The organism is Pradoshia sp. Z4_20 (genome assembly GCF_058216035.1).
The window spans coordinates 514,176-528,319 of record NZ_JBZAJD010000001.1; the positions used below are offsets into that span (position 1 = coordinate 514,176).

A 14,144-nucleotide genomic window follows, 5' to 3' on the forward strand; every position below is an offset into this window, starting at 1 on the left:
AATCACGGGGAGAAAACTAGCTGACTAGTTAATATAGGGCTAAATGCATAAAAGAAATGGAGTGCGGTATATAGATTAAATCCAATACTTGCACTTGTTAAAAGAAGAATCACTATAGTTGCTTATGTCTCAATTAAAGATATAGAAAAGGTCATTAAATCGATTAATTGCCTATTATTTAAGGCTGTTGCTCTATTGGGGAGCCGGCTTATTATTACGGAAGTAAAAAAAGATATTCCTTATAGAAATCTTTCGGAATTTACTATATTATGAATATATTGAAATAAGTAAGCGCTTCAAATGAGGTTATATGAACATATAAGTTTTAGCCTACCCATAGTGTAAGATTACAAGTATTTATTCTGTATTTATTGATTTCATGTTATTTAACTAACATAAGGGGTGTTCTTAATGATTGTTAAAGATTTCTTCATTGCTCTTTCAGAAAATCAGCTTTTAAACCGCACAGCTCAAAAATATGGGTTAAAAATGGGTGCCCAAACTGTAGTTGCCGGTACAAATATAGACGAAACAATTGAGAGTATAAAAGAGTTAAATAAGTATGGAATTTCTTGTACCGTGGATAATCTTGGAGAATTTGTGAGTGATAAAGATGAAGCTGTAAAGGCGAAGAATCAAATCCTTCAGGTTATTGAGGCCATTTATGAAAATAAAGTCGATGCTCATATATCATTAAAACCCTCTCAATTAGGGTTGGATATAGATTTGGATTTCTGCAGAGACAATCTGTTGGAAATTTTTGAAGCAGCTGCAAAGTATGATATTTTTATAAATATTGATATGGAGAACCATTCCAGATTACAGCCTTCTTTTGATTTAGTAGATCAGATATCGGAAAAATACGATAATATTGGTACAGTTATACAAGCATATTTTCATCGAGCCGAAAATGATATACAAAAATATAAAAATTACCGCCTTCGTATTGTAAAAGGTGCCTATAAGGAACCTGCTGAATTAGCCTATCAAACAAAAGCAGAAATTGATAAAAATTATATCAATTTGATAGAATATCATCTGTTAAATGGTAAGTTCACCTCCATTGCAACACACGATCATAAAGTCATAAACCATGTGAAGCAATTTGTAAAAGATCATCAAATTCCTAATGAAAAATTTGAATTCCAAATGCTCTATGGTTTCCGCTTCGATATGCAAATGGAATTGGCTAAAGAGGGCTACCAGTTTTGTACGTATGTTCCTTTTGGGACGGATTGGTATGGATACTTTATGAGACGTTTGGCTGAAAGACCTCAAAACATAAGCCTTGTAACGAAACAAGTATTCACCAAAAAAACAAACACGGCTCTTGCGATAGCAGCCGGTGCCTTTTTACTTGGCAGATTATCTAAGAGAAAAAAATAGATATGCAAGAGCCACTACCCTACAAGAGGATAGTGGCTTTTTAGTTAATCTATTTTTCTGAAATATTACTAAAATATTACAATAGAAAAAGAATTGTAATATAATAGGAGTTAAATAGAGATTTATAAAGGAAGATTAAAGAATGCGTAATTTTGCAATTATCTTGGTTACTATTATAGTATCCATAACAGTAATGAGCTGGATCAAGCCGACTTCCAGTTTGGCTGACAAAACCAATGATCAATCAGGGCATCCAGAACTGAACATGGTTACATATGAAAGGACCGTAAAAAAAGTGCCTGAAAAATTAAATGGTAAAGAAAGAAAAGTAGTTTATTTAACAATTGATGATGGTCCAAGTCTTTATACAAAGGAGTTAATTGCTATACTCGATCAATTTGAAATACCGGCTACTCATTTTCTGATCGGAAATAATATGAAGAAATACCCGGATATGGCCAAGGAATATGTCAACCGTGGAGATTATATCGGAATGCACTCAATGAGCCATGATTATAATAGATTGTACAAAAAGGGAAAAATTGTAGAAGAAGTGATGGAAACACAGCAATTAATCAAAGAACAGGTAAATATTTTGCCGATTTTATTCAGATGTCCATATGGATCATCTCCAGGGTTAAATACGAAATTGCGAGATCAAGCTGCACACGCAGGATTGAAAATGTGGGATTGGACAATCGATTCAAAAGATTGGAAGCTGCAAGAGAATCCTTCAAAAATTGAAGGAGAAATTCTGAAGCAATTAAATGGATCTGAGGAAATTATCTTAATTCATGAAAAGAAAGGTACCATTGAGGCATTGCCAGGAATAATTAAAAGTATAAAGGAAGCGGGCTATGAATTTGAAAGATACGAAGAATCAAAACATTTTCCGGCAAACTTCCATAAAGATAAGAGATTATAAGGACGAGGAATCGTATGATTAGAAAGAAAATAGGTATATATCTAGCTTTAATTGTAACCAGTATGTTAATGGCTGTTTTAATTCTACCAGTTATACAAAAGTATGATGAAAAATATTTGAAGGTTCATAATCAAGTGGCATGGGATTTTAAGTCTAATATGAATTATGGGGAGCTTTTTAATACCGAAAATAATAAGCTGCAATCCCTATACGAAATGACAGTAAAAGATGGAGCAGATAACCTAAAAAAGGCTGAAAACCAAATAAGTAAGGCTGAAGAGACAATCAATCAGTGTAAACTAATGGTTGACGAGGACAAATCATTGGTAGAAAACCAATTAATACAAATGAAAGAATCAGAAGAATTACTGAGTAAAATAGATCAGAAAAAAGTACATAAGGAAACATTGTTGAGCCTCCATGACTCACTGATTAACCTGTTACAAACATATAATCAAGCCCTTGATCAATATGAAGAAGTACTTAACTTGGAGCAAAAGATATACTCAGCGTTAAAAGCGGAAAAGGATTTAAAAGAAATAACCGCTATTATAGATGAAGCAAATCAATCATCCGGTGAATTATCTGGTACAATCAAGGATTTAAACGGCTATATAGTATCCTACAATAAGCTACAAATCTAATTTAGACATCTCCCATGGATTTGCAGTTAAACGCTTGGAATAGTTCATTCGCATAATTGGAATCTATTATTAGAGTAAATAGGTAAAAAATGGAGCTCGAAAAATATTTAACTAACATGGTAATATATTTAAATCAGTGTAGAGATATTGGTATAGTTGATATGCCAAAAATATATGTCTTGATGATACGTCTGCCATCTGAATTTTTCATTTTTCGGAGGGTATATATGCATAGAGAAGATAGGTTGCCACAAAACGCAAGAGAAGGCATATTATTTATGCTCATCATTTCAATCATCTCAGTAAATACGATTGCACCAATTATTATGGGATTGGAACGTGGTTTCAGTAAAGAAAATTATATCGAAACCTTAAAGATTATACCATTTATGTGGATCATTGTTGTTTTATTGGTGAGATTTGTTGCTGGACCTGTGGTTGGTAAAATAATGCCTAAATTCATAGGTAAAACAGATGGATTCAATGCAAGAGTTTTAATGAATACATTTTTCAATGTAACTGTTCTATCCGTCCTTTTAACCATTATCGGTACCTGGGTTGGCTCAAAACAAATCAGCTTAGAACCTTTTCAAAATTTCTTTTTGAGCTGGTTTAGGAATTTCGGTGTGGCATTTTGGATTGAATTAATAGTAGCACAGCCAATTGCCAGATTTGTAATGAAGAAAATCCATAAGAGAAAAGCGAATAGAGCAGAGGCAGTTAACGTATAAGATCTGTGAGATTCTCAGAGATTGTGAGATCAATCTGCAAAATAATAAAGTTCAACCAGAACAAGACTGGTTGAACTTTTTATTTTGCTCATTATATTTTTTGTGTCGGTACTTATGTTGGGTGTTAAAAGGCTAGGATATTCACCACAATCTTGATTAGTCGCATGCTATAATAGGCCCTTGTGAAGACAATTGAATAACGAAAAAAGGATAATATGTACTAATTCGGAAGAATATTCTATACAATAGATATAGAGGCGGAATTCCGCTTTACATAATTACTATTTATATAGAGGAGAGGTGAAAAGACTCAGTGTCGAATGAGAATGAATATTTATTAGATAACGAACAAAGTGTTCCAAAAAAGAAGGTCGAAAGACATCCTGGGGAACCAACGACTGCTTTTAAAGGTGCTACCTGGGCGGCTTTATTGGTAGGGATTGCTGCTTATCTAATAGGATTATTTAATGCTTCAATGGAATTAAACGAAAAAGGGTATTATTTCGCAGTATTAGTATTTGGACTTTATTCAGCAGTATCATTACAAAAGGCGGTTAGAGATCGAGATGAGGATATACCTGTGACAGCCATCTATTATGGAATTAGCTGGTTTGCTCTTATTGTTGCAATCGCCTTGATGGGCATCGGTCTTTATAATGCGGGAAGTATTGATTTAAGTGAGAAAGGATTTTATGGTATGTCCTTTGTATTAAGTGTATTCGCTGCCATAACTGTTCAAAAAAATATTAGGGATACACAGAAGGCTAAAGAAAAAAATTGAGTCATTTATGAAATCAAAAGCAGATACTCCTTTTTGTTTCAAGGGCTATCAGAAGTGGCCCCCAAAAGTCGGATATCAATTCTAACTTTCGGGGGTTATTTCAATTTCTATAGGAAATACACTTTCTTTGATAGAATTTAATTATGGAAAATAATTAGAAGGAGTAGAAGAATGGAAGGACTAGTAAAGAGAATTGATACCGTATTTTTAGAGGTAAGTGATTTAGACTACTCGATTAAATGGTATTCAGAAAAATTAAGATTAAATATGAGATGGAATCGAAATGGGTATGCTGCCTTCACAATAGGAGAAACCTCGTTAACCCTTGTTCAATCAACAGACGTAAAACCTGCAAAACACTACCCATTTATTTTCTTTACAACTAACATAGATGAAGTATATAAGTTCTTTATAGAAAATGAAGTAGATGCCGACGAAATAGCTGATTACCCGGATATACGAACCTTCGATTTTAAAGATCCGGATGGTCATATTCTTAACTTCTGTCAATTTAACGAATAACGACTTGATAGCAGGGTATGTTCCCTGCTTATTTTCTATCAATATGAAAAAATGATAGATTCTCTATCCTTTTTATCCAATAAACTGTGCCCTGCGGAATTTCATATAAATGTCTCCGAACAATAGAAATTGAGTGAGGAGTGGCTTTAGCAGCCATTCTATTTCTGCAAATACACCTCAGCTCTTTTTTCTAAACAGCGCTGCAGAAGAGAAACAGCCGCACATATGCACCAATAGATCATCGCTACAAGTATGTACATAGTCATATAATCAAATTCCCGTCCTCCGACGATTTTGGCATGCTGAAATATTTCAGGGACCGTTATCATCGCTGCCAATGAAGAAGCTTTGATTAAATCCAGCAACACATTAGAGAGAGGTGGTAGCGCAATTCGGACAGCCTGCGGAAGGATAATCCCTCCCATGGTTTGCCAATAGGATAAACCCAATGATTGTGAGGATTCCCATTGTCCTTTATCGACAGAACCAAGCGCAGAACGGTTGATTTCAGCAATATAAGCTGCACTGTTAAAACTGAATCCAATAATAGCCGCTTGCATGGCAGTAAATTCAATTCCGATAATCGGAAAGCCAAAATAAAGAATAAAAATAATCACAAGAATGGGTACACCGCGCATAAAAGAGATGTACATGCTGGCTGGCCACCGCAGTCATTTACTTTTAGAACTCCGTCCAAGAGCCAAAAAGAAACCAATGATCAATCCCAAAGCCATACTGATAAATGAAATCAAGAGGGTATTCGATAAGCCTTCAAGAACATATGGCAATGAATCGATTGCTAATTCTGGGTTAAATATATATTGCCATTGGATATCTGCCATATAAATTCCCTTTCAATCACTTATTTAACTGAGTCCAACTGAACTTCTTTTGTAACGTCTGCGCTGTCATAGAATTTTTTAGAGAGCTCCGCCATTGTTCCATCCGTTTTCATTTCTTCCAATACCTTGTTTATTTCGTTCAACAAGTCACTGTTATCCTTTTTCATCAATATGGCTTGATTGCTTGGGTTGTATTTTATATTAGGATGTACGGTAATATCGAATTCTGGAAATGCAGCTACAGCTAAACGCTGAGTATAATAATCATTTAGAATAATGTCAGTTCTGCCAGTAGAAACATCTCGCAAATATTGATCATTTGTTGCATTGTCATAGATGACTTCTTCAGCTCCATGTTCACGTGCCACTTCCATATATGTAGTTGTTGCTTCTCCAGCTGCTTTTTTCCCTTTTAAACTATCAAGATCTTTAATGCCGGATAAATCTGATTTTCTAACGATGGCAGCGCCGAAGGAATATTTATAGGGTTCAGAAAAAGAAAATTTTTCTCTTCTTTCCTCAGTAGCTGTAATATCATTGACAGCGATGTCAGTTTGTCCATTGTTGATGGAGGCTAGCATTCCATCAAAGGCCATTTCAGTAAATTCAGCTTCTAGGTTTAATCGTTTAGCTACTTCACGTGTTACTTCCACATCGTATCCGGTTAATTCATTTGTTTCAGAATCATGATAGGAAGCGGGATATAAGGTTCCGGAAGTTGCAACTTTTAATTTGCCGGATTCTTTAATGGCTTCCCAGCCGGTTTTTTCCTCTTTTTTGCTTTCTTCCCCTTTGTTATTACTGCATGCAGCAGTAACCAAAGCTAGCATTGCAATTGCTAGAATTGATACAAGTCTTTTAAAGCTATTTGTGGTTATCATATTTTCACCTCGCCTACCATTATATTTGAAAAAAATGTATATGTCATTTGGGAATAAACTTGAAAGGGTATCGCGCGAAATAGAGCGTAGAAGAAATGCAAAAGGGAACAAAATTACTAATGAATGGGAGGGCACAGATGAAGGGGATAGCAGGAGTGATGCTAGTTTACTAAATTTAATAAGTTTAGTCTGGTATACAAAGCAATAAAAAAGAAATAAACGGGTGTAGTATAATGGAATGAATAAAAAAAGGTAGTGGAAATTAATCCAAAACCTTTAGCATTTCGGTGATCTTTCTTTTCGTCTCTTCCAAGTCGTATTCCTTTTCTCCAAGTGTTTCTCCATCTTCAGAATAGAAATCTGCAAAATTTTGTCCTTCATACCGCGGAACTACATGCATATGAAAATGTGTTAATTCATCAAATGCTCCACCGTTCTGACAGACTGTAATGCCATCCGGATTAAACAAAATTTTTATCACTTTTGATAGCCTCTTTGCTGCCATCATTACGGAGCTTGCCGTATTATCGTCAAATTCATTAAAGTATCGAACATGTTTTTTAGGTAAAATCAAAACGTGTCCTTCGTTATAAGGATCAATATCTAAAATACAACAAACATAATCATCTTCAAAAACTACATAAACATTTTCTTTTTTATGTGCTAAATTACAGCCTAAACAATTCATTACAGCTCCCCCTTTATTAAATTATATACGTAATTAAAAAAGTGCAGAGGGGAATTTTAGGAATAACAGAATGAAGGTATTGATAAAGGTGGGTAAGGGAGGTGGAATCTTGAAGATTACGACGAAAGTTTCCCTATATATCGGGTTATCCTTATTGCTTCTCATCGTTCTTTATCTGTATGAACTTGAACGACAAATCGACTCACCTGGAATCGAAGGAACAATTATCATTAGCGAAGCCGATGCTGTATTCATTGTGCTCGATTCAAATTTTGAGAATGAGGACGTGGATTTGCCGATTGAGGAGCTGCAAGCCAAATATAAAAATGTCGGGCGTCTATCCATCCATCAAAGTGATTATAGAGGTGAACTAAAAACCGGACAAAGGGTGAAAGTATGGATGAGCCAAACAATGGAATCCTCTCCCCCTATCTTTAAAGCGATAAAACTGGAAAGATTGTAGCAGTATTTTCATTTATTACATTAAAAAAGCCCCGTGCCATAAATAGTACGGGGATAGAATCCTTTGAAGTTCTAGACTATTTTCTTTTCTTTTTCAGCTACGGGGTTTATGCGATTGATTTCAGGAGCATGGTGCTTAGATTTAATCCAGGACCAGCCAATTGCTGCCAGTAAAATAAATCCCACATAGCCCATGATTGGATACACGGTGTTTACCAATGTAGTAAAACCAGCAAAGCTAAGACCAAAACCAATTGCTCCGAATATCACAACTGAAGGATGAAAGAAGCGTCCTTGAGGAATGATTCGCACTGTGAATGCATAAAACATTCCCACGCATGTATTGTAAATCATAGCCAATAGAATAATAGATAGCAGGTTCCCGATTAAAGGTGAGATACTATTAGCTAAAAATAAAGTAGGCATTTCTACAATTTGCATATTAGCCATATCAGTCATCATACCTATATTAATCAGCAGCATGAGTACACCGAGCAGGATACCGCCCATAATTCCGCCAATAGCTGCTTGTTTTTTATTTTTAAACGTTCCGCTAATAACAGATAGCATAGAGAAACCGACAGCAACATTAAAGGATACATAAAGTAATGCGGACATGAACCAATTTGAAGCCGCTGCTTTGTCTAAATCAACATTACGCTCTATGTCTATAGGAGTGATTCCATTTTTAATTAGCGCGTATCCTGATATAAAAATCATAATAACTAATAAAAATGGTGTGATTGAGCTAATGATAGAGATGATTTTCTCTACCTTCAATAGCATGGTCAGGATGGTGATAACTGTCATAAATAGTGAACCCCAGATGGCAGAAATCCCAAACTGTTCCTCAACAATTGATCCTGCGCCTGCTATCATAATTACACCAACGCCAAATAAAAAGAACGATAAAATTATATCCAGTGCTTGACCAAGAAAACGTCCGCAAAGAACCTCGATGATTTCTTTATGTGAGGTGGCTTGCATATGGCTGCTCAGTTGAGAGAGCTGCATGGCAATAAAGGAAAATAAGACAGTTGCCAGCAAAATAGCAGGTATACTGTAAAAGCCAAAATTCGTAAAAAACTGCATGATTTCTTGGCCAGAGCCAAATCCCGCTCCAACAATGACTCCTACAAATGCACCTGCTAGGTATAAACTTTGTTTCATTTTATCAGTCCTCCTTTATGGTAGTTTGGAGGGATATCCAAAAATTAAGTATTCTGATATATTAACATATTCATTCTATTTTAACAAATTGAAGGAAATGGAATTAAGTTTTTGGGAAATCCCGTTATAGAAGAAAGGTTAGTTTGGTAAAATGAGATAAAAGACAGTATAAGGGAGGATTCCATATGACAAGAAAAGTAGATGGAGTTCCAGCAGATACAATGAAGGAAAAGATATATTCAACCATTATAGGCGGGATTATTGGGGATGCTCTTGGTGTACCGGTAGAATTTAAAGCCAGAAATGCCGGCGTTACAGATATGATCGGTTATGGGACCTATAATATGCCTCCTGGAACATGGTCTGATGATACATCACTAACGATGTGCCTGATTGAAAATTTAATTGCAGGAAAAGATGAAAATGATTTGATGAATCGCTTTGTTTCCTACCAGGATAAAGGCTACTGGACCCCATATGGTGAAATGTTCGATATCGGCATTGCAACCGCAAATGCTATTAGCCGTTATAAGCAAGGTGTACCGGCTGTTCAGTGTGGTGGGAAAACGGAATATGATAATGGCAATGGCGCACTTATGCGTATAGTGCCACTTGTATTTACATTATCGAAAGAGCCAGATTTTCAGACGAGGAAAAAGGAAATAGAGAGAATTGCGCATGTCACGCACGGCCATCCAAGATCTACCCTTGGTACAATTATTTATGTGGAATTTTTGCTGAATATGTACGATCAACATTCACCTTTAGAATCCTTGAAAATTGCACTCAATACATGCTGGGAACAGCTTGGATCAGAGAATGAGTATCAACAAGAATTTGCTTCATATGAAAGAATCTTTAGTCTAAGCTTGCTTGAAGCAGACCGCGATGATATTCGCTCGGATGGATATGTTGTTCACTCACTTGAAGCTGCTTTGTGGTGTTTCTTTAAATCTCAAACCTATGAAGATGCCGTTCTTGAAGCGGTCAATCTGGGCAATGATACTGATACGATTGCTTTTATAACGGGAACTATAGCTGGTATGTATTACGGGATGAAAAATATTCCGGAAAAATGGGTGAATGCCCTGGTCAGTCAAGATAAAATCATAGACCTCTGTGATCGCTTTTATGGCTATTGCGTGGAGAAAGCGAAATAATTTTATAGATAAAATATATGAAATCACTAAAATAGACCTGCTCAGGAAGTCTGCAAAAACGACTTTAGGACAGGTCTTTTTTAAAAGGCTTTTTTTTCGCATAGATTGTTGCTCTGAATAGAAAGAAAGAAGTACTTCTTATATAGATAAATATGTCTAAAGGTAGTGAAATCCCATTAATCTCAACCTTTCGTAAAAAGTATGACAAGAATAATTTACTTTTTATGGTATTGTAAAAAGACATATTCGGCTGAAGAGCAGGCTAATCAGATAAATTAAACTTTTAGACGGGAGAAGCTATCTTGATGGTTATCTATAATAGGCAGTAGAGTTTTCTAGGGCTTGAGACTTAACTTAAAATACTTCTATAGCTCATTTTTATTAGCTTGTTAGTAACGTATGCTTGAAAAAAAGAAAGTGGGTTATAGAAAGCAATGAAGATAGAGTCAAGAACGTGTAAACTGGATAGCCTAAAGACGATGCAAATATTTATAGATACCTCTTCATTAGAAATATTTATTAATGAAGGAGAAGAAACATTCACAGCCGTTATTTCCCTAAGCTAAAAGAAAAAGAAATTCTTTTTAGTAGAGAAGGACGATTTGATTTGATGAAATGGGATCTTGCTTAAATAATTTCCTTATCATGACTTGTATAAATGCCTATTATGGCTTTTGTGCAGGTCTTTTTTTGTAAATATAAGTTTTTTCACCCATGACATTGTGTCTAGATGAGCAAAAAGTATTTATTATAAAAGGGATATATTTGCATATGACAGAAAGGGATTCTTTGAAGCTACACATTCATTCTACCTATATTAAAAAAGTACTTTACTCGCATTTACTCTATAGCAGGGTAATAGTATCCTAAGAAATAGTACACAAATTAGAGTACTAAAAATAGAGTATTGTATCAGAGCTTACAATCATTAAGAATATGTAAGGCTAAAAGAAAAGATGGAAGGAAGGTAGATTGATGAATAAGACAGAAGAAATGGTTTCCAACCAGGTTCTGGGTGTATTAAGTGGAAAGAGTAATGAAGATCCATTTTCTGTATTTGCAAAAATGCGCGAGCTTGGGCCTATCGTTTCTATTCCCAACCCTTTGGGAGAGGCAGATCGTCAAGCTTGGATGGTTGTACATATGGATGAGGCAGTCCAAATCCTTAAAAATCATAAACAATTTACTGTAGATCCTTCCTCTATTGATGGAGAAAAGGGTTTTAGAGATAAAATTTATAGCGAGGTAGATACATCAGCACCTGACACATTTTTTACCGGCAAATCAATGCTTTTTGTTGATGGTATGGACCATAGGAGATTACGGATGTTGGTCTCAAAAGCATTTACACCAAGATATATGGAAGGCTTGCGACCGCGTATTCAAGAAATTGCAGATGAATTACTTGATAAAGTTCAATCTAAGGGTGAAATGGATCTTGTAAAAGACTATGCTTACCCATTACCAATTAATGTGATTTCTGAAATGTTGGGGGTGCCATACGCAGATCGTGAAAAACTCAATATATGGTCCTCCGCGATTGCGAAGGGGATGGGCTGGGGGAGACAAGACCCTACTGTAGCAGCCCATTTACAGGAATTTGGAGAATACACCCAAAACCTGGTTGCAGAAAAGAGAGCCAATCCTTCTGATGATTTAATTAGTCAGCTTATTGCGATTGAAGCAGAAGGAGAACGTCTTGAAGAATCAGAATTAATCTCAATGATTACTTTATTAATTTTTGCTGGGCATGAAACCACCTCAAACTTAATCGCAACGGGATCGATGTTGTTGTTTGAACATCCTGAACAACTTGAAGCATTAAAAAGCGATCTAAGTTTAGTTCCATCAGCTGTAGAGGAATTATTACGTTTCAACGGTCCATCTACAAGTGTGGGTCCACGCTTTGCAAAAGAGGATGTAGAGATAGGCGGCAAAAATATTAAAAAAGGAGATATGGTTCTTGTGACGGTAAAAGCCGCGAATCGAGATGAGGAAGTATTTACTGATTCAGAAGGGTTAGACGTGAAGCGGAAAATAGATCATCACCTAGCATTTGGACATGGTGTCCACACCTGCTTAGGAGCTCCGCTTGCAAGAGTAGAGGGAGATATTGCATTTACTACCCTATTAAAACGTTTTCCTGACTTAAGACTGAATGTACCTCAGGAGGAAATTCAATGGCAATTTGCCCTTTCCTCAAAAGGAATCGATTCACTTCCTGTTGCTTTTTAGTATATATAATAGCAAAAAGCCAAGACCTTGATTTAAAAGGTTTTGGCTTTTTGGTTATAAGTATTAAATTAATGCCTTTAAGTTTTATTGTGCTGTTAAACCACCATCAATGATGAATTCACTGCCAGTTGAGTAGCTGGACTCATCAGATGCCAAGTAAAGCACTAAGTTAGAAACTTCTTCAGATTGAGCCACACGTTTAAGAGGAATGTGTTTAGCAAATGCTTCTACGGCTGCTTTTGTATCTTCTTGTACAACCATTGGTGTAGCAATGACACCTGGGTGAATAGAGTTTACACGAATACCGTAATTTGCACATTCGATTGCAGCTGCTTTTGTCATACCGCGTACTGCAAATTTAGTATCTGTATAACCGATAGCACCAGCAACGATTCCGTTCATAGACGAGATATTAACAATCGATCCACCGCCAGCTTTTTGCATGGCTGGAATAACTGCTTTCATTCCTAAGAATACAGAAAGTTGGTTAATATCCACGATACGGCGATAATCTTCCTCAGTCATGTCTAAAATAGATTTTGCCATTGTAATACCAGCGTTATTGACTAAGACATCGACTTTTCCAAATGCTTTTTCCGCTTCTTCTACAACCTTTGCCCAATCTTCAGCACTAGTAACATTTTGTTTTACAAATAAAGCGTTTTCCCCAAGTTCAGCAGCTGTAGCTTGACCTTTTTCTACATTAAGGTCTGTTAAAACTACTTTAGCGCCTTCTTCTACTAATCTACGAGCATGTGCCGCGCCCATACCTTGAGCCGCTCCAGTAATAATAGCAACTTTACCTTCCATACGTGCCATGATGGCATTCCCCCTCAGCGCCTAATATTTAGTATTAGGCATATTATCCTACACTTATAAATTACCAAATAAATGTTCCGTTTGTCCATTATTTAGGATTAAATATCATTATATTTACATAATTTATCCATTTTTGACGAATGTTAAGAAGGCACTGCTTTCATTAGAAAAAAGAAAGTAATATAGTAGAAGATTACTCTCTTTTAAGGATCGTTAATTTATAACTGAATCGAAGTATGGCTAGCTAATAGATTAATAACACAACCAAAATAACTCCCTAAAAAACTGTAGGGAGTTAATTACTGGCTATTTTAAAGAATGACATTTGTCGGATCGTCACTGAGTTGTCTATATCCGAGTATCCAATTCCAAGCATCATCCAGCTGATCGGAGTCAAAATGCTTAGCTTCAATGCCCGGTACCAAATTACTGAGCGTTGCAATCATATTGGACCAACTCTGATCTGCTACAATTGCAATCTTGTTAAATTGATTCATTCGTTTTGTATCGAATTTGATTCCTTCTGCCAGACCTTTAAGGCTGGCTCCATCAACGTTTTCAATGACAGCTAGTAAATTAAATTCCTTACCATCCAATAAATTTTCTTTTACAAAGTTATCTAATTTACGTGCATCTTCTTCAGTCGATTTCCCGTACATTTCTACTGCGATAGTAGAAGGATCCTTACTTGGTAAAAATGTTAGCATTTCTATTCCTCCTTATGCATCGTTTTATTACACAATTCCCCTGTAGAACAATGTCAAACCAATAATTTACTATTTACAGATACTTGAAAAAACCATCATAATACATATGAGCAAATTTTAGGTATTTTATACTGATAAATCAATTAGAAGGGCGGGTAACTTGGACTATATAAAGTGATATAACAATTTTT

The 14,144-nt window shown here is 35.7% G+C and carries 15 protein-coding genes and 1 pseudogene; 10 read left to right on the forward strand and 6 right to left on the reverse strand.

Annotated elements, in window-relative coordinates; translation table 11 throughout:
- Positions 1–411: 411 nt before the first annotated feature.
- The 6 genes from AC4BHP_RS02465 to AC4BHP_RS02490 all read left to right on the forward strand — a co-directional run bounded on the left by AC4BHP_RS02465 (position 412) and on the right by AC4BHP_RS02490 (position 4,989).
- Positions 412–1,386: a proline dehydrogenase family protein gene (locus AC4BHP_RS02465; protein WP_066104637.1), complete on the forward strand. Its 975-nt coding sequence runs from the start codon at positions 412–414 to the stop codon at positions 1,384–1,386.
- A 142-nt stretch (positions 1,387–1,528) separates the two neighbouring features.
- Entirely contained in the window at positions 1,529–2,311 is a 783-nt protein-coding gene (locus AC4BHP_RS02470) for a polysaccharide deacetylase family protein (RefSeq protein ID WP_066104633.1), read from the forward strand.
- A gap of 14 nt (positions 2,312–2,325) precedes the next feature.
- Positions 2,326–2,955: a YkyA family protein gene (locus AC4BHP_RS02475; RefSeq protein ID WP_066104630.1), complete on the forward strand. Its 630-nt coding sequence runs from the start codon at positions 2,326–2,328 to the stop codon at positions 2,953–2,955.
- 227 nt (positions 2,956–3,182) lie between these two features.
- Positions 3,183–3,686 (forward strand): DUF2798 domain-containing protein, encoded by a 504-nt coding sequence (locus AC4BHP_RS02480; protein WP_490551191.1) that lies wholly within the window; start codon positions 3,183–3,185, stop codon positions 3,684–3,686.
- Positions 3,687–3,999: 313 nt separating this feature from the next.
- A complete protein-coding gene (gene yiaA / locus AC4BHP_RS02485; protein ID WP_490551192.1) occupies positions 4,000–4,467 on the forward strand; it encodes an inner membrane protein YiaA in 468 nt (155 codons plus the stop codon).
- A 171-nt stretch (positions 4,468–4,638) separates the two neighbouring features.
- Positions 4,639–4,989: a VOC family protein gene (locus AC4BHP_RS02490; RefSeq protein ID WP_490551193.1), complete on the forward strand. Its 351-nt coding sequence runs from the start codon at positions 4,639–4,641 to the stop codon at positions 4,987–4,989.
- A gap of 158 nt (positions 4,990–5,147) precedes the next feature.
- On the opposite strand, the pseudogene AC4BHP_RS02495 reads toward AC4BHP_RS02490, so the two are convergent.
- The 3 genes and pseudogenes from AC4BHP_RS02495 to AC4BHP_RS02505 form a co-directional block, all read right to left on the reverse strand.
- Positions 5,148–5,831: pseudogene (locus tag AC4BHP_RS02495) on the reverse strand (amino acid ABC transporter permease).
- A 20-nt stretch (positions 5,832–5,851) separates the two neighbouring features.
- Positions 5,852–6,712, reverse strand: a complete 861-nt coding sequence (locus tag AC4BHP_RS02500) for a transporter substrate-binding domain-containing protein (RefSeq protein ID WP_066104615.1) — start codon at positions 6,710–6,712, stop codon at positions 5,852–5,854.
- A 262-nt stretch (positions 6,713–6,974) separates the two neighbouring features.
- Positions 6,975–7,400: an HIT family protein gene (locus AC4BHP_RS02505; protein ID WP_066104612.1), complete on the reverse strand. Its 426-nt coding sequence runs from the start codon at positions 7,398–7,400 to the stop codon at positions 6,975–6,977.
- 109 nt (positions 7,401–7,509) lie between these two features.
- Here AC4BHP_RS02505 and AC4BHP_RS02510 point away from each other — a divergent pair, with 109 nt between their 5' ends.
- Complete coding sequence (locus tag AC4BHP_RS02510) at positions 7,510–7,863, forward strand: DUF3221 domain-containing protein (RefSeq protein WP_175354268.1); 354 nt, start codon at positions 7,510–7,512, stop codon at positions 7,861–7,863.
- 71 nt (positions 7,864–7,934) lie between these two features.
- Here the strand turns inward: AC4BHP_RS02510 and AC4BHP_RS02515 are convergent, their stop codons facing one another.
- Positions 7,935–9,032 carry a YkvI family membrane protein gene (locus AC4BHP_RS02515; protein WP_066104608.1) on the reverse strand — a complete coding sequence of 366 codons (1,098 nt, stop codon included), beginning with the start codon at positions 9,030–9,032 and terminating at the stop codon, positions 7,935–7,937.
- Positions 9,033–9,217: 185 nt separating this feature from the next.
- On the opposite strand from AC4BHP_RS02515, the gene AC4BHP_RS02520 reads away from it, so the two are divergent.
- The 3 genes from AC4BHP_RS02520 (at position 9,218) to AC4BHP_RS02530 (ending at position 12,427) form a co-directional block, all read left to right on the forward strand.
- On the forward strand, positions 9,218–10,192 hold the full coding sequence (locus AC4BHP_RS02520) for an ADP-ribosylglycohydrolase family protein (RefSeq protein ID WP_257469140.1): 975 nt from the start codon (positions 9,218–9,220) through the stop codon (positions 10,190–10,192).
- Between the two features lie 479 nt (positions 10,193–10,671).
- Positions 10,672–10,758 carry a GH32 C-terminal domain-containing protein gene (locus AC4BHP_RS02525; protein ID WP_490551652.1) on the forward strand — a complete coding sequence of 29 codons (87 nt, stop codon included), beginning with the start codon at positions 10,672–10,674 and terminating at the stop codon, positions 10,756–10,758.
- A gap of 409 nt (positions 10,759–11,167) precedes the next feature.
- Entirely contained in the window at positions 11,168–12,427 is a 1,260-nt protein-coding gene (locus tag AC4BHP_RS02530) for a cytochrome P450 family protein (RefSeq protein WP_066104602.1), read from the forward strand.
- 84 nt (positions 12,428–12,511) lie between these two features.
- On the opposite strand, the gene AC4BHP_RS02535 is transcribed toward AC4BHP_RS02530, so the two are convergent.
- Positions 12,512–13,246: a glucose 1-dehydrogenase gene (locus tag AC4BHP_RS02535; protein WP_066104599.1), complete on the reverse strand. Its 735-nt coding sequence runs from the start codon at positions 13,244–13,246 to the stop codon at positions 12,512–12,514.
- Between the two features lie 311 nt (positions 13,247–13,557).
- A complete protein-coding gene (locus tag AC4BHP_RS02540) occupies positions 13,558–13,953 on the reverse strand; it encodes a SpoIIAA family protein (RefSeq protein ID WP_066104589.1) in 396 nt (131 codons plus the stop codon).
- Positions 13,954–14,144: the final 191 nt, after the last annotated feature.